Source organism: Nonomuraea sp. NPDC050733, from assembly GCF_040654215.1.
Lineage (GTDB): Bacteria > Actinomycetota > Actinomycetes > Streptosporangiales > Streptosporangiaceae > Nonomuraea.
Genome location: NZ_JBFAHO010000007.1, coordinates 34118 through 51961 on the forward strand (window position 1 = coordinate 34118; position 17844 = coordinate 51961).

At 71.9% G+C, this 17844-nt stretch carries 18 protein-coding genes and 1 pseudogene; 10 read left to right on the forward strand and 9 right to left on the reverse strand.

All coding sequences use genetic code 11. The annotated features are described in order from the left end of the window. The first annotated feature begins 159 nt into the window (after window positions 1-159). Both AB0H64_RS15365 and AB0H64_RS15370 read left to right on the forward strand, forming a co-directional pair. Window positions 160-657 carry a sigma-70 family RNA polymerase sigma factor gene (locus AB0H64_RS15365; RefSeq protein ID WP_357624147.1) on the forward strand — a complete coding sequence of 166 codons (498 nt, stop codon included), beginning with the start codon at window positions 160-162 and terminating at the stop codon, window positions 655-657. Continuing rightward, window positions 657-1853 (forward strand): hypothetical protein, encoded by a 1197-nt coding sequence (locus tag AB0H64_RS15370; RefSeq protein WP_357624149.1) that lies wholly within the window; start codon window positions 657-659, stop codon window positions 1851-1853. Before AB0H64_RS15365 ends, AB0H64_RS15370 begins: the two co-directional genes overlap by 1 nt. A gap of 87 nt (window positions 1854-1940) precedes the next feature. Here AB0H64_RS15370 and AB0H64_RS15375 read toward each other — a convergent pair whose 3' ends face one another. The 3 genes from AB0H64_RS15375 to katG form a co-directional block, all read right to left on the reverse strand. Continuing rightward, window positions 1941-2300: a hypothetical protein gene (locus AB0H64_RS15375; RefSeq protein ID WP_357624151.1), complete on the reverse strand. Its 360-nt coding sequence runs from the start codon at window positions 2298-2300 to the stop codon at window positions 1941-1943. 32 nt (window positions 2301-2332) lie between these two features. Further along, a complete protein-coding gene (locus tag AB0H64_RS15380; protein WP_357624153.1) occupies window positions 2333-2572 on the reverse strand; it encodes a sigma factor in 240 nt (79 codons plus the stop codon). Window positions 2573-2857: 285 nt separating this feature from the next. After that, window positions 2858-5140, reverse strand: a complete 2283-nt coding sequence (gene katG, locus AB0H64_RS15385) for a catalase/peroxidase HPI (RefSeq protein WP_357624156.1) — start codon at window positions 5138-5140, stop codon at window positions 2858-2860. Between the two features lie 100 nt (window positions 5141-5240). Here katG and AB0H64_RS15390 point away from each other — a divergent pair. Next, a pseudogene (locus AB0H64_RS15390) lies at window positions 5241-5336 on the forward strand (transcriptional repressor); the annotation flags it as partial. Between the two features lie 261 nt (window positions 5337-5597). Here the strand turns inward: AB0H64_RS15390 and AB0H64_RS15395 are convergent. Then, on the reverse strand, window positions 5598-6473 hold the full coding sequence (locus AB0H64_RS15395) for a hypothetical protein (RefSeq protein WP_357624158.1): 876 nt from the start codon (window positions 6471-6473) through the stop codon (window positions 5598-5600). Window positions 6474-6699: 226 nt separating this feature from the next. Between AB0H64_RS15395 and AB0H64_RS15400 the strand changes: the two genes are divergently transcribed. Together AB0H64_RS15400 and AB0H64_RS15405 are read left to right on the forward strand one after the other, a co-directional pair. Next, on the forward strand, window positions 6700-7710 hold the full coding sequence (locus AB0H64_RS15400; protein ID WP_357624161.1) for a hypothetical protein: 1011 nt from the start codon (window positions 6700-6702) through the stop codon (window positions 7708-7710). Further along, window positions 7707-8945 carry a S8 family serine peptidase gene (locus AB0H64_RS15405; protein ID WP_357624162.1) on the forward strand — a complete coding sequence of 413 codons (1239 nt, stop codon included), beginning with the start codon at window positions 7707-7709 and terminating at the stop codon, window positions 8943-8945. The genes AB0H64_RS15400 and AB0H64_RS15405 overlap by 4 nt, the downstream gene beginning before the upstream one ends. On the opposite strand, the gene AB0H64_RS15410 is transcribed toward AB0H64_RS15405, so the two are convergent. Continuing rightward, on the reverse strand, window positions 8942-10246 hold the full coding sequence (locus AB0H64_RS15410) for a site-2 protease family protein (protein WP_357624164.1): 1305 nt from the start codon (window positions 10244-10246) through the stop codon (window positions 8942-8944). The two genes, AB0H64_RS15405 and AB0H64_RS15410, sit on opposite strands and share 4 nt — an antisense overlap. 173 nt (window positions 10247-10419) lie before the next feature. On the opposite strand from AB0H64_RS15410, the gene AB0H64_RS15415 reads away from it, so the two are divergent. After that, window positions 10420-11025: a response regulator transcription factor gene (locus AB0H64_RS15415; RefSeq protein ID WP_357624167.1), complete on the forward strand. Its 606-nt coding sequence runs from the start codon at window positions 10420-10422 to the stop codon at window positions 11023-11025. A gap of 192 nt (window positions 11026-11217) precedes the next feature. Here AB0H64_RS15415 and AB0H64_RS15420 read toward each other — a convergent pair whose 3' ends face one another. Further along, window positions 11218-12330, reverse strand: a complete 1113-nt coding sequence (locus AB0H64_RS15420) for a PP2C family protein-serine/threonine phosphatase (protein ID WP_357624170.1) — start codon at window positions 12328-12330, stop codon at window positions 11218-11220. A 119-nt stretch (window positions 12331-12449) separates the two neighbouring features. Here AB0H64_RS15420 and AB0H64_RS15425 point away from each other — a divergent pair, with 119 nt between their 5' ends. Both AB0H64_RS15425 and AB0H64_RS15430 read left to right on the forward strand, forming a co-directional pair. Next, the gene (locus AB0H64_RS15425) at window positions 12450-13682 is read left to right on the forward strand and encodes a GNAT family N-acetyltransferase (RefSeq protein ID WP_357624173.1); all 1233 of its coding nucleotides are present in this window, start codon (window positions 12450-12452) and stop codon (window positions 13680-13682) included. A gap of 14 nt (window positions 13683-13696) precedes the next feature. Next, complete coding sequence (locus tag AB0H64_RS15430) at window positions 13697-13843, forward strand: hypothetical protein (RefSeq protein WP_310712270.1); 147 nt, start codon at window positions 13697-13699, stop codon at window positions 13841-13843. 5 nt (window positions 13844-13848) lie between these two features. Here the strand turns inward: AB0H64_RS15430 and AB0H64_RS15435 are convergent, their stop codons facing one another. Beyond that, complete coding sequence (locus AB0H64_RS15435; RefSeq protein WP_357624176.1) at window positions 13849-14316, reverse strand: ribose-5-phosphate isomerase; 468 nt, start codon at window positions 14314-14316, stop codon at window positions 13849-13851. A gap of 105 nt (window positions 14317-14421) precedes the next feature. Here AB0H64_RS15435 and def point away from each other — a divergent pair, with 105 nt between their 5' ends. Continuing rightward, window positions 14422-14907, forward strand: coding sequence for a peptide deformylase (gene def, locus AB0H64_RS15440; protein ID WP_310712268.1), 486 nt, complete (start codon window positions 14422-14424; stop codon window positions 14905-14907). A gap of 9 nt (window positions 14908-14916) precedes the next feature. Further along, entirely contained in the window at window positions 14917-15645 is a 729-nt protein-coding gene (locus tag AB0H64_RS15445) for an SDR family oxidoreductase (protein WP_357624179.1), read from the forward strand. Here AB0H64_RS15445 and AB0H64_RS15450 read toward each other — a convergent pair whose 3' ends face one another. Both AB0H64_RS15450 and AB0H64_RS15455 read right to left on the reverse strand, forming a co-directional pair. Beyond that, entirely contained in the window at window positions 15646-17049 is a 1404-nt protein-coding gene (locus AB0H64_RS15450) for an aldehyde dehydrogenase family protein (protein ID WP_357624181.1), read from the reverse strand. A gap of 164 nt (window positions 17050-17213) precedes the next feature. Next, window positions 17214-17834 (reverse strand): disulfide bond formation protein DsbA, encoded by a 621-nt coding sequence (locus AB0H64_RS15455; protein ID WP_357624183.1) that lies wholly within the window; start codon window positions 17832-17834, stop codon window positions 17214-17216. Between the last annotated feature and the right edge of the window lie 10 nt (window positions 17835-17844).

Below are 17844 nucleotides of genomic sequence, written 5' to 3' on the forward strand. Positions count from 1 at the left end.
CGCTCACCCATGCACCCTGGATCAGCACGGTCCCAGTCGATCCGCCGGGCTCGCCGCCAGCAGTCGTTTCCGCACCCACCCGCGCCGCCGGGGCCGCACCTTGGCGACTAGATTCGGCCAGGCGTCAACCTGGCGGGCCGCCGAAGGCATCCACCAGGCGTGAACACCGACGAGGAGTACACCGCGTACGTCAGCGGACGCCTGCTCTGGTTACGCCGGACCGCGTACGCGCTGTGCCAGGACTGGCATCGGGCCGACGACCTGGTCCAGGCGGCGATCACGCGGCTGTACGTCAAGTGGCGCCACGCCCGCGAGGCCGCCGATCTGGACGCGTACGTACGCGTGATCCTGGTCCGGGTCTTCCTCAAGGAGCAGCGGGCCGGCTGGTTCTCCCGTACCAGGCTGAGCGCGGCCCCGCCCGAGGCAGCGGCCCGCGCGGGGGACGCGGACCTCGCCATGGATCTGCAACGCGCGCTGGCCCTGGTGTCACCGCGGCAGCGGGCCACCTTGGTGCTGCGCTTCCACTGCGACCTGAGCGTGGAGCAGACCGCCGCGGCGCTCGGCTGCTCCACCGGAACCGTCAAGACCCAGACCGCCCGCGGACTGGCGGCCCTGCGCGCGCTGCTGGACGTGGTGGCGACCAAGGAGGATCGCTGATGGACCTCAAGCCGATATTCGACACGCTGGTGCCGGAGGAGCAGCCACCCTCGCGGGTTGACGTGAAGGGCGCCATCCAGACGGGACGCAGGCTGCGCCACCGCCGCCGGACGCTGCCGGTGCTGGTACCGGTCGCCGCCGCAGCCGCCACCGCACTGGTGCTGGCGACCGGGTCGCTGACCGCGCCCGGCCAACGGGACGTGGCCACCAGCCCTTCACCCACGCGCACCGGTGCGCTCCGGCCCGCCGTCGAGGTCTGGCCGTCCGCGGTCACCACCATCCCCGCCAAGGCGGCGGACGGCTGGACATACCTGCCCGTCACCGCGATGAGCGCCACCGAACTGTTGCTGCGGGCGGACAAGTCCCCCCAAGAGGGCCGCAGGCTGGAGGTGTACGACACGACGCGGCGAAAGGCCACGGTCCTGGGCGAGATTCCCAACGTACGGGACTACTCCTTCCCGCAGGGCGTCGATCTCGGTCCCACGCACATCCTCTGGTGGGCCACGGTTCTGAACGCGCACGACGCCGTCGATCTGTGGGTGCTGCCCCGCTCGGGCGGAACGGCTGCCAGAGTGGCCCGGATCAGCGTGCCACCGATGTCGATCGACCGCATCGGGGTGCTGCGTGACCGCGTCGTCTGGTCGGTCAAAGAAGGCGGGCTGTACTCGGTCCCGATCACCGGCGGCACGGCGCGGGCCATGCCTGGCACCGATGGCCTGCACCTGGTGTCCTGGCCCTGGGCGGCCGACGCAGGCCGGGCCATCGATCACCAGGTGAACCAGCGCGTGCTGGTCAACCTGGAGACCGGCAAGCGCACCCCTCTCCGCGCGCCGAAGGGAGTCAAGCAAATGCGCTGCGCCCCGACCTGGTGCGCGGGCATGCAGGGCGAGCACGCGGTGGCGTGGCGCCGCGACGGCGGTCGCCCGCAGCCCTTGCGCGGCACCTTCGACGCGATGTCGTCGCAGATCCGAGGGGATAGGTTCGTGAACACCGGCCCGCACGTGTACGACCTCGCCACCTGGCAGGGCGCGGAGATCGGCAGGAGGACCCCGCAGGGTTCGACAATCCTGAACGTGGGCGCGTCGTCCTCGCCCAGCCTGGTGATCAGTTGGGACGCGCCGCCCTGCGCGAACTCCTGCCGTCAGGGGAAGGCCCCCGAACTGACGGTGCTCAACCTGGCAGCTGTCCCTGGCTGATCAGGCGCCCCGGGATCCAGCGGGTGAGCAGCAGGGGCCAGGCCGATCAGCCCGTCGGCGGCCCCCCTGTACTGACCTGGTCGACGATCAGCCGGAACTGCGTCGACCAGAGCTCCGTAACAGGGCCAGTGCTCCCCCGTACGCCACGCCGTACCCGGCGGGCAGCCACGCGCCTCCGATCACGGCGGCGGCGAGGCTGATCGTCGAAACCGCGGCGAGCAGCAGGAGGGTAGCGGTCCTCTCCCGTGCCGCCAGTGCCGCCAGGGCGGCTCCGCCCAGGACGCCCGAGGCGGCCAGGAGATCCAGCACCAGCCACCCGTCCAGCAAGCCGGCCCGCGTCAGCAGGTGGAGCAGTGGGAGCGGCAGCGACGGTGTCCAGATCCACGTGAGCCCGCCGGCCAGGTTGACGGCCGGCGGGAGCACCAGCAGCAGCGACGCCGCTGGCACCGCCCACCGGCGCAGGCGGGCCGTCCCACCGTTCAGGGCCGTGCTCCGGGCTGATCGGTGACCCCGATGGCGAGGCGGACCAGGATCACGCGTACGTACGCGTCCAGATCGGCGGCCTCGCGGGCGTGGCGCCACTTGACGTACAGCCGCGTGATCGCCGCCTGCACCAGGTCGTCGGCCCGATGCCAGTCCTGGCACAGCGCGTACGCGATCCGGCGTAACCAGAGCAGGCGTCCGCTGACGTACGCGGTGTACTCCTCGTCGGTGTTCACGCCTGGTGGATGCCTTCGGCGGCCCGCCAGGTTGACGGCTGGCCGAATCCATTTCACCCGCACGATGATGCGCTGACAGGCGGTCAGCGGAGGGCTGCCGCCGTCTTTCACCTCCAGGACGGTACATCAGCGGCTCTCGCATCGACCCGACCCGCGTCGACGGGCCGGACAGACCGGACCGAGGCCGATCCTGATGGCTGCCATTCACACACTCTGAAAAAGACTCTCCGCCACTACAGCCGGGCTTGCCCCCGCCGTCGTCCTCGGCGGCGGGGGCGTTCCGCGTCAGGGCCGGGCGAGGTCGAACCGGTCGAGTTCCATGACCTTGGTCCAGGCCGCGACGAAGTCGGTCACGAACTTCTCGTGGGCGTCCCGGCCGGCGTAGACCTCCGCGAGGGCTCGTAGCTGCGAGTTGGAGCCGAAGATGAGGTCGACCACGGTGGCGGTCCACTTCACCTCGTCGGTGGCCACGTCGCGGATCTCGTACACGTGCTCCTCGGACTCCGACGCCTTCCACCGGGTGCCCGGGGAGAGCAGGTTGACGAAGAAGTCGTTGGTGAGCACGCCGGGCCGGTCCGTGAGGACGCCGTGCCGCGTGCCGCCGAAGTTGGCTCCGAGCGAACGCAGGCCGCCGACCAGAACGGTCATCTCGGGCGGGGTCAGGTTGAGCATGTACGCGCGGTCGACGAGCAGCACCTCCGGCTGGGTCTTCTCGCCGGGGCGCAGGTAGTTGCGGAACCCGTCGGCCCGGGGTTCGAGGACCGCGAAGGACTCGACGTCGGTCTGCTCCTGGCCGGCGTCGGTGCGGCCCGGCCGGAACGGCACCGTCACCGTCACGCCGGCGTCACGTGCCGCCTTCTCGACGGCCGCCGAGCCGGCCAGCACGATCAGGTCGGCGAGCGAGATCTTCGCCCCGCCGGCCTGGTTGAACTCGCGCCGGATGCCCTCCAGGGTGTCCAGGACCGTCGCGAGCTGCTCGGGCTGGTTGACCTCCCAGCCGCGCTGCGGCTCCAGACGGAGCCGGGCCCCGTTGGCGCCGCCGCGCTTGTCGGTGGAGCGGAAGCTCGCGGCTGAGGCCCAGGCGGTGGCGACGAGCTGGGCGGTCGTGAGGCCGGACTCCAGGACCTTCGTCTTGAGGGAGGCGATCTCGGCGTCACCCACGAGCTCGTGGTCGACGGCCGGCACCGGGTCCTGCCACAGCTGGGGCTCGGCGACCCACGGTCCGAGGAAGCGGCTGACCGGACCCATGTCGCGGTGCAGCAGCTTGTACCAGGCCTTGGCGAAGGCCAGCGCGAACTCGTCGGGGTTCTCCATGAACCGGCGGGAGATCTTCTGGTACGTCGGGTCGACGCGCAGCGACAGGTCGGTCGTGAGCATCGTCGGCCTGTGCTTCTTCGACGGGTCGTGGGCGTCGGGGATGATCGCCTCGGCGTCCTTCGCGACCCACTGCTTCGCGCCGCCGGGGCTCGTGGTGAGCTCCCACTCGTAGCCGAAGAGGATCTCGAAGAAGCGGTTGCTCCACTGCGTCGGCCGGTCGCTCCACGTCACCTCCAGACCGCTGGTGATCGTGTCACCGCCCTTGCCGGTGCCGTGGCTGCTCAGCCAGCCCAGGCCCTGCGCCTCCAGCGGCGCGGCCTCGGGCTCCGGCCCCACGTGGTCGTCCGCGACGCCGGCGCCGTGGGTCTTGCCGAACGTGTGGCCGCCGGCGATGAGCGCGACGGTCTCCTCGTCGTTCATCGCCATCCGCGCGAAGGTCTCGCGGATGAAATGCGCCGCCGCGGCCGGGTCCGCGTTACCGCGGGGACCCTCCGGGTTGACGTAGATGAGACCCATCTCGGTCGCGCCGAAGTTCGGCACCATCTCGCTGTCGGTGACGTAGCGCTCGTCGCCGAGCCAGGCGTCCTCCGGACCCCAGAAGATCTCCTCCGGCTCCCAGACGTCCTCGCGGCCGAAGCCGAAGCCGAAGGTCTTGAACCCCATCGACTCCAGGGCGACGTTGCCGGCCAGCACGAGCAGGTCGGCCCACGAGATCATCTGGCCGTACTTCTGCTTGACCGGCCACAGCAGCCGGCGGGCCTTGTCGAGGTTGGCGTTGTCGGGCCAGCTGTTGAGCGGGGCGAAACGCTGAGCGCCGTCGCCGGCCCCGCCGCGACCGTCGTGGATGCGGTAGGTGCCCGCGGCGTGCCAGCTCATCCGGATCATGAGGCCGCCGTAGTGTCCGAAGTCGGCCGGCCACCAGTCCTGCGAGGTGGTGAGCGTCTCGATGATGTCCTGCTTGAGCGCCTCGACGTCGAGCTTCTCGAACTCCTTGGCGTAGCTGAAGCCCTCCCCCAGCGGGTTGCCCTTGGACGAGTGAGCGCGCAACACCGAGAGGTCGAGCTGGTTGGGCCACCAGTCCCGGTTCGTGCGCGGACGACCGCCGGTCTTCGGAGTCGGCGAGTCGATGGCCGGGTTCTCGCTCTCGCTGCCGTGCGCGGTCACGGAGTCATGCGCGACCGGGCAGCCGGCCGCGGCCTCCCGGTCCACGCCCTGCGCGCTCGAAGGGGGATTGTTCTGGGTGTCGCTCATCTGCTTCCTCCGTCATGCCGGATCTACAGGGTGATCGCCCTGGTACGGGCCGAACTCCCGAGGTCTCTCACCAGGCCGTGTACGGCGTGCCGCGTGCGCGGAGCCCGCCGGCACGACCGCCCGCTGCGAGTCACGGGTGGAGGACAACCACCATGTCGTGTGCCGCTCCTGCGGTGCCATCGCGGACGTCGCCTGTTGGGCACCTACCCCCGACTGTGCGATTAGACGCATTGCCCAGTTCGCCCCGGTTCACACCCAGGTCACTCCCGGCGCACGGTCCGTCAGCCTTTGTGATCATGGCGTCGCCGGCCCGCGGGACAGCCCGTACGTACCGGCCGAGGTCGCGGCTCATCTGGCTGAGGGGCACTCCGGCGCCGACCGGCGGCGACGAAGACGATCGGCGCGGTCCGGTCGGCCCGCTGGAGGGGCCCCGACACGACCGGTGCCCGCCCGGGGCTCAGAGCACCTGCGGCTCGCTGACGGGGCTGTCCGCCTCCCAGTCGATGGCGACCTTCTGCGGGTCCTCGGGGGCGATCTTGGCGGGGAGCACGGTGCCCGGCACCAGCCGGGTCAGGTGCGGCCGCGGGACCCGGTGGGCCAGGCGCACCTCGTACGGCGGGTACGGCCCGCTCACCCGCAGGTCGAAGCCCACGACCGGGTCGCCGTCGCCGGTGGTCATGCCGTTCATCGTGAACGTCCCGAGGATGGTCACGGTGGCGGGCACGCCCCGGGCCAGGATGTCGGCGGCCGACACCTGCTGACCGGCCGCCGCGGGCCGGGAGGCCGGGCCCGCGGCCTGCGACCAGTCGACCGCCAGACGGCCGGGGTCGTTCGGGTCGACGCGGACGGCGAGATGGGAGCCGGGCAGGACGGCTCCCACGAGCAGGCGCGGGATCGGCTCGCGGTGCGCCACGCGGTACGGCTCCGCGCCGGGCCGGTGGACCTCCAGCTCGAACACGGCCATGGGCAGGTCGTTGACCGTCACGCCCGTGTCGCGCATCGACAGGACGACGGCGCTCGCCGGCGACCCGTTGAGGAGGAGGTCGCGGTTGCCCCCGGCCAGGTCCTTGACCATGCCGAACACGCCGCCCGAGCCGGCCGGCCGGAGGGCTCCGTCCATGGACGACATGGCCGCGCCCATCGACCGGTTGACCAGGCCGAAGACGACCAGGAACGCGCCCGGGGCGGTGAGCGTCATGCCGGCGGAGAAGGCCACGCCGGCCCATCCGGGCATGGGCCACATCATCATCCCCATGACCCCGGCGCCCAGCAGGACGAGTCCGCTCCCCACCACCGCCGCCCCGACGGGGAGCAGCTTTCCCTTCTTCGCCATCTGCGTTCCTCACTCGACCTGGACGACTTGTGCGATCACAGGAGACACGGGAGCGCTTGCGTGGCGGTTGCATGGCGTTTGCCCGCGCCTGTAACGGTTTCCGAACCTGCGTCACGAGCCCGGGAACCCCTCAGCCCGCCATGTCGTTTGTGACCGATAAGGTCAAAAAGCCGTAAAGCGCCGCTTGTGGTCTGAGGGGCGCCTGGGACGCACCACTGGAGAGACGATGACGTACCCCCCGCCCGGTCCTGGGCCGGGGTATCCCGCCCCGCAGCCGTCCGGCGGGCATCCCGCCCCGTACCAGCCTCAGGCGTACCCGCCGCCCGGCGGACCGGGACCGTACGGGCCGCCCCAGGGCGCGCCGGGCTCGTACGTCCAGCCACCGGGCGGGCCGGGACCGTACGCACCCCCGCAGAGCGGGCCGGAACCCCACGGACCCCCGCCGAACGGACCGGGACCCTACGGACCGCCTCCGCAGACACCCGAGACCGGGCCGCGCAGGCGTGGGGCGGGCCGGATCGTGGCGGGGGTGCTCGTGGCCGGGTTCGGCCTGGTGTCCGCGCTCGGCGGCGGCCTGCTCGTCCAGCACACCTTCCGCAACAGCGAGCAGAAGATCCGCAACAAGCAGTACTCCATGGAGTTGTGGCGCAACGTCCCCGTCGAGAAGCTGTTCCCCGGCGCGATCGGCCGCGAGGACCCGGACAAGAAGGGCGACGGCCCCGACAACGAGCGCGGCTGGACCAGGGTCGCCATCTCCTCCAGCACCTCGTGCGACGCCGCGCTGTCCGGCGGCCTGGCCAAGCTCGCCGCCCAGCGCGGCTGCGTCGCGGCCCTGCGCGCCACGTACGTCGACGACACCGGGGGCACGGCCGCGACCGCCGCGATCGTCGCCTTCCGCGACGTCACCGCCAAGGAGGACCTCGACGACCACGTCCGCGACGGGCAGGACGTGCAGGACCACGCGGTACGTGCCCTCGCGGCCCCCGGCACGCAGTGGAAGGACGCGGCCCGCACGGGCGACGGCGGCAGGGCCGTGTTCGACATGTACGCACCGCTGTTCGTGGCGGTCACCACCGGCCCGGCCGACGGCAGGCGCCCCGGCCGGCTGCCCGGCCCCTGGGGCAACCGGCCGCTGGAGCAGAAGGACGACCGCTCGGCCTGGGCCTCCACGGCCGAGGGACTGGCCGAGAACCTGGCCACGCGGCTGGACAACCAGATCCCGAAGGTGGGCGCATGATCAGGAGAGTGGCGGTCACGGCCGTCCTGACCGCCGGGCTCGTCGCCGGCGCGGCGGTCCCGGGCATGACCGACGCGCGGCGTGGCTTGGAGCAGGCCGGCGCGCCGCGCGGCTGGGAGCAGGCGGCCATGCGCGTGCCGGGCGCCCAGCGGCTCGCCGAGGGCAAGGGCGTCACCGTCGCGGTCCTCGACACGGGCGTGATGAAGGGCCATCCGGAGTTCAGGGGCAGGGTGACCGGCGGCCCCGACTTCATCGGCGGCGGCGCCCGTCCCGGCCAGAGCTACTGGGGCGGGCACGGCACGGCCATGGCCTCCAGTGTGCTGCACGTGGCGCCGGACTCGCGGGTGCTGTCCGTACGGGTGATCTGGGACCGCGAGGACCCGGCGCGCAAGCGGGCGGAGAAGGCGGCCAAGGACGGCGGGATCGGAGCCGACAAGGAGAGCGAGCGCGCCGGCAACGCCCTGGCCAAGGGCATCCGCTACGCCGTCGACCACGGCGCCCGGGTCGTCTCGATGTCGCTGGGCACCGCGGAGTGGGGTTGGGGCGGATACGAGGAGGACACGGCCGCGGCCGTCGACTACGCCGTCGGCAAGGGCGCGATCCTCGTGGCCAGTGCCGGCAACGGGGGCTCCACCGACCCGCTGGAGGTGGACGCCAACAACACCATGTCGTACCCGGCCGGCTATCCGGGGGTGATCGCGGTGGCGGCGCTGGCGCCGGAGGGCGTGCGGGCGAAGTTCTCGCAGGTGCACACGTACAACACGATCGCCGCGCCGGGCGTCGACATCTACGCCGCCCGCAACACCGGCGGCTACGAGGCGGGCGACGGCACCTCGCCGGCCTGCGCGCTGGTGGCGGGCACCGCGGCGCTGATGCTGTCGGCCAACCCGAAGCTGACGCCCCGGCAGGTGCGCGACATCCTCGTCCGGACGGCCCGCAAGCCGCCGGCCGGCTACACGCCGTTCCTCGGCTTCGGGCTGGTGAACGCGGAGGCGGCGGTGAAGGCGGCGTCCACGGCCACGGCGGCGAAGAGCGCGGCCGTGCCGTACAAGGGGAAGGAGCACTTCGGGGACGGGCCGGTCGGCTCGCCCTACGCCCATCCGCCGATCGACCAGGCCCTGCTCTGGGTGGGCGGCGCGGCGATCGGCGTCGGCGTGCTGTGCGGGGTGGGCGCGTTCTTCCTGTTCCGCCGCCCACGGGCCCGGCGCGGGCGGCGGGCGGCCCAGTACAGCTAGCCGGTGAGCTTGAGCGGGTTGAACAGGTCAGCGTAAACCAGCAGCCCCGCCATGACGATCATCACGAGGGCCAGCGCGTACGTGAGCGGCAGCACCTTGGCGATGTCCACGTACGCTGGCTCCGGCCGACGGGTGACGCGGGCGAAGGCCCGCTTGAGGCCCTCCCACAGGCCGCCCGCGATGTGGCCGCCGTCCAGCGGCAGCAGCGGGATGAGGTTGAACATGCCGATCGCGAGGTTGAACCCGGCCAGCAGGCTCACCAACTGGTAGACCTTCTGCTCGGTGGTCATGTCCGAGGAGAGGATCTCACCGCCCATCCGCCCGGCGCCCACGACGCCGACGGGGCCCTCGGGGTCGCGCTCCTGGCCGGAGAAGGCCGCGTGCCAGACGCCGACCATCTTCTCCGGCAGGTTGAGCAGCGACCCGGCGACCCGGACGGTCAGCTCGCTCATGTAGCCGACGACCATGCCGAAGCTCTGCTTCTCCATGACCTGACTGGGCAGCACGCCCAGGAAGCCGACCTGCTTGTCGATCTTCTTCGGGTCGGTCGGCGACGGCCGGTCCATCGCGATGAGCGTGACGGACAGGGTCATCGGCCTGCCGTCGCGCACGATGCCCAGCGCGACGGTTCCGGCGCCGTGCCCGCGGATGAGGCGGGTGGCGTCGTCCCAGGTGGAGATCTTCTGGCCGCCCAAGGAAACGATCTTGTCGCCCGGCTTGAGCCCGGCCTTGGCGGCGGGGGTGGGCTGGTCGGTGGGACGGCACTCGGTGCGCTGCTCGCTGACCGGGATGACGCAGGTGTTGGTCTGCGGGGAGACGACCGGGGCCGCGGTGGGCACGCCGATGCCGACGAGCAGGATGGAGAACAGGATGAACGACAGCACGAAGTTCATCGCCGGGCCGCCGGACATGATGATGACCTTCTGCCACCACTTCTTGCGGTAGAAGACCCGGTCCTCGTCGCCCGGCCGCACCTCCTCCATGGCCGCCTCGCGGGCGGTCTCGATGAGGCCCTGAAACGGTCCGGTGGAGGTGCCGCGGAGCTTGCCCGGGGCGTCGCCGGGCCGTGGCGGCAGCATGCCGATCATGCGGATGTAGCCGCCGAGCGGGATCCACTTGAAGCCGTACTCGGTCTCGCCCCGGCGGATCGACCAGGCGGTCGTGCCGAAGCCGACCATGTACTGGGTCACCCGGACGCCGAAAATCTTGGCGGGCACGAGGTGGCCGATCTCGTGCAGCGCGATGGAGGCCATCAGTCCGATGAGGAAGATGACGATCCCGGCCAGGAACAGCCAGTTCATCTAGGCAGCTCTCCAGGTAAACGGAAGGTCCCGACTCCCCAAGAGTAGTCGAACTCTCCACACCTGGCTGGCTCTGCACATCTGAATGGCTTGCGCCCCCTTTGGGGAACCGAGAGACTTCGTTGACAGTATGCGATCACACGATCACCCTGGGACATGACGATGGGAGTGCCTTGATCCGGATCCTGGTCGCCGAGCACCTGCCACTGGTACGGCGTGGCCTGGTCGCCGCCCTCGGCGCCGAGCCCGGGATGCGGGTCGTGGCCGAGGTCGGCGGCGCCGAGGACGTGGTGCCGGCGGCGCTGGCGTCCGGGGCCGACACGGCGGTCGTCGACCTGGACCTGCCCGGCGCCGGAGGTCTGCCGGTGCTGGCGGCGCTGCACGACAAGGCGCCCGGCTGCCGGGCGCTGGTGCTGTCCGCGCAGCCCAATCCCGGCCAGGTGCGCCGGGCGTTCGCCGCGCACGCGCTCGGGTTCATGAGTCTGGACGTTGCGCCGGAGCGGCTGGCCGACGGGCTGCGGCAGGTCGCGGCGGGCCGCCGCGCGGTCGACTCCGAGCTGGCCGCCGCCGCCCTCCAGTCGGCCGCCAACCCGCTGACCCGGCGCGAGATGGACGTGCTGCGCGTCGCGGCCGGCGGGGCCCGCTCGGCGGAGATCGCCGACCAGCTCTGCCTGTCGGTCGGCACCGTGCGCAACCACCTGTCGCGGATCATGTGCAAGACGGGGGCCCGCAACCGCGTCGACGCCATCCGCATCGCCAGCGACTCAGGCTGGCTCTGACCGCGCCCGGCACCCGTCCGCGCGCGGAATCCGCACCCTGGAACCGCCGGGGATCCGGACCCCGGAAGAAGCCGCGCCGCTCCGCCGGGGCCCGGGCTCATGGGCCAGCAAGTACGACGATCTCAGGGCGGAGATCCTTCGGCCAGTGACGGTCTTCACCAATCACCCGTGTGGTTCGTCATGGCCGGGCGTTCAGGGACGCCAGATGAGCACGAGCGCGCAGTCGTCGTTGTGCCCCGACGCCATGGCGTTGACCAGCACCCGCGCGCCGTCGTGGAAGCCCGACGCGTGCAGCCGCTCCGCCTCGCCGAGCAGCTTGTCCAGGCCCGCGTCGATGTCACGCCCCGGCTGCTCGATCAGGCCGTCGGTGAAGAACATCAGCGCGTCGCCCTTGCGCAGGGTGCCGCTGTCGGGCTCGCAGTGCAGGTCGGGCACCACGCCGAGGACCACGCCCTTGGCCGCGGAGACCTGCCAGTTGCCGGTGCCCGCGTCGAACTTCACCACGGGCGGGTGCCCGGCCGAGGTGATCGTGTAGTCGCCGGTGGCCAGGTCGAGGCGTACGTGCACGGCGGTCACGAAGCCCTCGTCGCCGCGCTGGCGGTGCAGGTAGGTGTTGCAGGCCGGCAGGAAGTCGTCGACCGAGCCGAGCAGCCCGCCGAACGTGCCGGACAGCAGCAGCGCCCTGGTGCCCGCGTCGACGCCCTTGCCGGACACGTCGACCAGCGCGATGTCCACCTTGTCGCCGTCGCGCATGGAGACCAGGAAGTCGCCGCCGAAGGAGGAGCCGCCCGCCTGCTTGAGCACGACCCTGCCGCCCCAGTCCTTGGGCAGCGGCGGCAGCTCGCCCTGGCTGCGCAGCCGGTCGCGCAGCTCCAGCAGCATCGCGTCGCCGCGCAGCCCCTGCACGCCGAGCTTGCCGCGGGTACGCGCCATGAGCACGGCCAGGACGGTCGTGAACCCGATCGTCACCATGAGCCCGAGCCCGATCCGGCCCACGCCCAGGGTGAGCGCGATGTAGCCGAGCGCCACCACCACGGCGCCCAGCAGCTTGGCCAGGCTCGCCAGCCGGAGCTGGAGGCCGCCCACGAGCGTGATGAGGATGAGCAGCGACGGCGAGAACCACTCGGTCGACACGCGCGCCGCCAGCAGGCCGACGACGAGCGTCAGCATGACCAGCGCGACCAGCAGGTTGCGGTCACGGGTCAGGGCCCGCCGCAGAAGCCGGACGGCGGGCACCAGCAGGGGCACCCGCACCAGGAGCGCGCGGAGCCGTGGCGGGATCAGCGGCGCCGGTCGGGAACTCATGATGCGCCTGACTGTATCGGTCTGGCACACGTTTGGGCAGCCCACTTGACCAACGCCTAGATCATGATGCGGGGGATATTGGGTGGCCGCCCGCCTTCACGCGCTCCTACGGTTGACGGATGACCCATCCCATCCGCCCGATCGGCGAGTCCGAGTGGAGCGCGGCGTCCGCGATGCTGCAGGAGGCGTTCGGCCGGGGGCTGACTCCGTCCGAGGAGGAGCGGTTCAAGGCCGAGACGGAGTTCGACCGCACGCTGGCCGCCTTCGACGGCGACGCCATCGCGGGTGTGGCCGCCGCCTTGAGCCTCACCATGACGGTCCCCGGCGGGCGGCAACTGCCGGTCGCGGGCGTCACGGCCGTCGGCGTGCTGCCCTCGCACCGCCGGCGCGGCATCCTGTCCGCCCTGATGCGTCGCCAGCTCGCCGACGTGCGCGAGCGCGGTGAGAGCGTCGCGGCCCTGTACGCCTCCGAGGCCTCGATCTACGGCCGTTTCGGGTACGGAAGGGCCTCCAGTCAGCAGGGGTTTCGCATCAGCACCCACGACACGGCCTTCGTCCCGGGGGCGCCGCACGACCCGTCGCTGCGGATGCGGGTCGTCGACCCGCAGGAGCGCCGCGCCGACTACGAGCGGGTGTTCGCCACCCTCGTGACCCGGCGGCCGGGGCTGTACGCGCGCCGGAAGGAGACCTGGGACAACGTGCTGGCCGACGGCGAGGCCGACCAGCGGGGCGCCGGGCCGCTGCGCTCGATCCTGGTCGAGGACGACGAGGGGGTGCGCGGGTACGCGCTGTTCCGGATCAAGCCGTCGTGGGACGACAACGGGATGGCCGACGGCGAGCTGCTGCTGGCTGAGCTGTTCGCCGCCGACCCGGCCGCGTACGCGCTGCTGTGGCGGGGCGTGCTCGACCGCGACCTGGTCACGCACGTCGACGCGCACACCAGGCCGGTGGACGACCCGCTGATGGCGCTGCTCGCCAACCCGCGCCGGCTGCGTGCCCGCTGGTCGGACGAGCTGTGGGTACGCGTGGTGTCGGTGGACGAGGCGCTCCTCGCCCGCTCCTACGCGGCACCGGTCGACCTGGTCGTGGAGGTCGGGGACGAGGTGTGCCCGTGGAACGCGCGGCGCTGGCGGCTCACCGCCGACCCGACGGGCGCGGAGTGCAAGCCGGTCGAGGAGGAGCCGGACGTGTCGCTGCCGGTGGCCGCGCTGGGCTCGGCCTACCTGGGCGACGGGCTCCTGACGGCCCAGCTCGACGCCGGGCTGCTGCGCGAGCACACGCCGGGCGCGGTGCGGGAGCTCTCCACGGCCATGGCGTGGAGCCCGAAACCGTGGGCGGGGCTGACCTTCTGACGTAGGCTCGGCGTATGGCGCTGCAGAGCATGCAGATCACGGCGGTGACGGCGATGCGGGCCCGCGACGTGTCGCGGCCGTCGAAGGAGCAGCAGGAGGCCGCCGACAGGCGGCCCCTGCGTGACGAGATGCCGAGGCGCGAGCCCCGGCGCAGGACGTAGGGAGACTACGGCAGCGAGGGGAGCTGACCGATCGTCTCGTAGCTCTCGACCTGGGCGATGCGGCGGCTGTGCCGCTCGGCGCCGGAGAACGGCGTGGCCAGGAACACCTCGACGAACCTGGTCGCCTCCTCCGCGGAGTGCATGCGGGCGCCGACGCTGACGACGTTGGCGTCGTTGTGCTGGCGGGCGAGCTGGGCCGTCTCCTCGTTCCAGGCGAGCGCGGCGCGGATGCCGCGCACCTTGTTGGCGGCGATCTGCTCACCGTTGCCCGACCCGCCGATGACCACGCCGAGGCTCGCCGGGTCGCCCGCCACGCCCTCGGCCGCCCGCAGGCAGAACGCCGGATAGTCGTCCTCGGCGTCGTAGACGAAGGGACCGCAGTCGGTCACCTCGTGGCCGTGGTCCTTCAGCCAGGACACGAGATGGTTCTTGAGCTCATAGCCGGCATGGTCGGCACCGATGTAGACACGCACCTGTCCAGTCTTCCACAGCACCGCGCGAGGAGCTGTGGGCGGCGCGGCGGCTCGCTACAGTAAGGACTGCCAACCATGACCGCCCCTTACGGAAGTTGAGCATCCATGCGTGAGATCCGCGTGATCGGCGACCCGGTCCTGCGTACGGCCGCCGAGCCCGTCGAGGGCTTCGACCGGGAGCTGCGCCGCCTGATCGACGAGATGTTCCAGGCGATGTACGCGGTGGACGGCGTCGGCCTGGCCGGCCCGCAGATCGGCGTGTCCCGGCGGCTGTTCGTCTACGACATCAGCGGGCGCAAGGGGCACGTGATCAACCCGGTGCTGACCGTCGACGACCCCGAGGAGATCCTCGACGAGGAGGGCTGCCTGTCGGTGCCCGACCGGAGGACCGGGACGCCCATCTACGCGCCGGTCGCCCGGGCCGCCGGGGTGACGGTCGAGGGCCTCGACCGGCTCGGCCGCCCGCTGCGCGTCAAGGCCCGGGGGTCGCTGGCCCGGTGCTTCCAGCACGAGACCGACCACCTCGACGGCAGGCTGTACGTCGACCGGCTCCCGAAGAACGAGGCGCGCAAGATCATCCTCAAGGCATAGATTGGCGGCATGAGCGTACTCGCGGGCAAGGGCGCACTGGTCACGGGCGGGTCCCGGGGCATCGGCAGGGCGATCGTCGAGCGGCTGCGCGCCGACGGGGCCGAGGTGGTCTTCAGCTACCTCAACAGCGCGGAGACGGCGGCACGGGTCGCCGACGAGACCGGGGCGCACGCCGTCCAGGCCGATCAGGGCGTCAAGGAGGACCTGGAGAGGCTGTTCGCCGAGGCGGAGAAGCTGCTGCCCGGCGTGGACGTCATCGTCTCCAACGCGGCCGAGGGCGGGCTGGGAACCATCGCGGAGGTGTCGGAGGAGACGTACGAGCGGGTGTTCGCCGTCAACGCCCGCGCCACGTTCCTGGCCATCCGGTGGGCGTCCCGGGTCATGCGTGACGGCGGCCGGATCATCGCCATCTCCACCCTCAACACCGCGCTCGCCGGCCCCGGCATCGGCCTCTACGCGGCCAGCAAGGCGGCGGTCGAGCAGTTCGCCAAGGTGGCGGCGCGCGAGCTGGGCCCCCGTGGCATCACCGCCAACACCGTCTCGCCCGGCGCCACGGACACCGACATGCTGCACTCCAGCAACGCCCCGGAGGCGCTGGAGCGGGCGGCGGCGCTCACGGCGCTGGGACGGCTGGGACGACCCGAGGACATCGCCTCGGTCGTGGCGTTCCTGGCCGGCCCGGACAGCGGCTGGATCACCGGCCAGAACCTCCTGGCCACGGGAGGCATGATCCTTTAGTCACAGCTGGAGGGACTTGAGTTCCAGGTACTCCTCCAGGCCGGCCTCGCCCAGCTCCCGCCCGATGCCCGACTGTTTGTAGCCGCCGAACGGGGCCGAGGGGTTGAAGCGGCCACCGTTGATCATGACCTGGCCGGTGCGCAGGCGGCGGGCCACGGCGAGGGCGCGTTCCTCCGTGCCCGCCCAGACGGCGCCCGACAGGCCGTAACGGGTGCCGTCGGCGATGCGGACGGCCTGCTCCTCGGTGGTGTACGGGATGATCGACAACACCGGGCCGAAGATCTCCTCCTGCTCGATGGCCATGCCCGGCTCGACGCCGGCGAAGACGGTGGGCTCCACGTAGTAGCCGCGCGGCAGGGGCCGCTCCGTGCCGCCCGTGACCAGCCGGGCGCCCTCCTCCTGGCCCCGGTTGATGTAGCGGACGACGCGGTCGCGCTGCACGGCCGAGACGAGCGGGCCGAGGCGGGTGGCGTCGTCGAGCGGGTCGCCGACGGTGTAGGAGCGGGCCGCCTCGACGGCCAGGCCCACCGCCTCGTCGTACTGGTCGCGGTGGACGATCATGCGGGTCCAGGCGGAGCAGGTCTGGCCGGAGTTGACGAAGCAGTTGGCGACACCGGACCTGACGGCCGTGACGAGATCGGCGTCGGGCAGGATGACGTTGGCCGACTTGCCGCCGAGCTCCAGCGCCACGCGCTTGACGCCCTCGGCCGCCAGCGCGGCGACCCTGCGGCCGGCGGCGGTCGAGCCGGTGAAGGAGACCATGTCCACCTCAGGGTGGGCCGCCATGGCCTCGCCCACCACCGGTCCGCGCCCGCTGACCAGGTTGAACACCCCGGCCGGCAGGCCCACCTCCTCGAAGATCTCAGCCAGTGCGTACGCGGCGAGCGGCGCCACCTCGCTCGGCTTGAGCACGACCGTGCAGCCCGCGGCCAGCGCCGGCGCGACCTTGCAGACGACCTGGTGCAGCGGGTAGTTCCACGGGGTGATCGCGGCGACCACGCCGACCGGCTCCCTGAGCACCAGGGAGTTGCCGGTGCGCGTCTCGCGCGGGTGGCTCTCGGCCAGCCGGGCGTAGGAGGCGAGCACCCCGGCGGGCATCAGGGTCTGCACCTTGAGCGCGAACCGCAGCGGCGCCCCCATGTCGGTCGCGATGGCGTGGGCGACCTCGCGGGCGCGCTGTTCGAGCAGCTCGGCCGCGGCGGCGAGGAGCTTGGCGCGGTCCGCGGGATCGGCGCCCGACCACGCGGCGAAGGCTCTGCGCGCGGCCAGGACCGCGGCCTCCACGTCGGCCGGCGCGCCCGCCGGCACCCGGTCGATGATCTCCTCTGTGGCCGGGTTGACGACGTCGATCGCCTCACCCGAGACCGACGCGGTCCAGGCACCGCCGATGTACAGCTTGCGCATGGCCCCATACTCGCGCGCCGCTCCCGACTTGGCGAGGGCGTGCGCATGACAGGGGTTCGTCAGGAAGGTACGGGACTGTGCCCGGGAGGCAAGGAAACCGCCCCGGGCACCGAGAGAGTCGGTGCCCGGAAGCGAGTCGGTCGGAGCGAGTCGGTGGGAGCGGGTCAGTCGAAGCGGGGCGACCGCGTGCGGGTTCGCTTGAGCTCGAAGAAGTCCTCGAACGCCGTCACCAGCAGCACGCCGTCCCACAGCCGGCCGGCCTCCTCCCCGCGCGGGACGCGGGTGATGACGGGGCCGAAGAAGGCGTTGGAGCCGACGCGGATGATCGGAGTGCCGACGTCCTCGCCGACGAGGCCGATGCCCTCCTCGTGGGAGGCGGCGATGGCGTCGTCGTGGTCCTCGGACTCCATGGCGGAGACCAGCTCGGCGTCGAGGCCGACCGCCACCAGGGACTCCTCCGCGATCTCACGGTAGAGCTCCGGCCGCTTGGACCTGCCCTCGTTGTGCAGGCGGGTGCCGAACTCGGTGTAGAGCGGGCCCGTCACCTGGTCGCCGTACTTCTGCTGGGCCGCGGCGATGACCCGCACGAGCCCCATGGCGCGCACGGTGCGCTCCTTGTACTCCTGGGGGACGTCCTTGTCCTGGTTGAGCAGCTTCAGGCTCATGAGGTGCCAGCGCGGCTCGATGGGGCGAACCTGCTCCACCTCGATCAGCCAACGCGAGGTCGCCCAGGCGAAGGGGCAGGAGGGGTCGAACCACAGATCGGCAGGAGTCCTCGTAGTCATGTATGGCCAT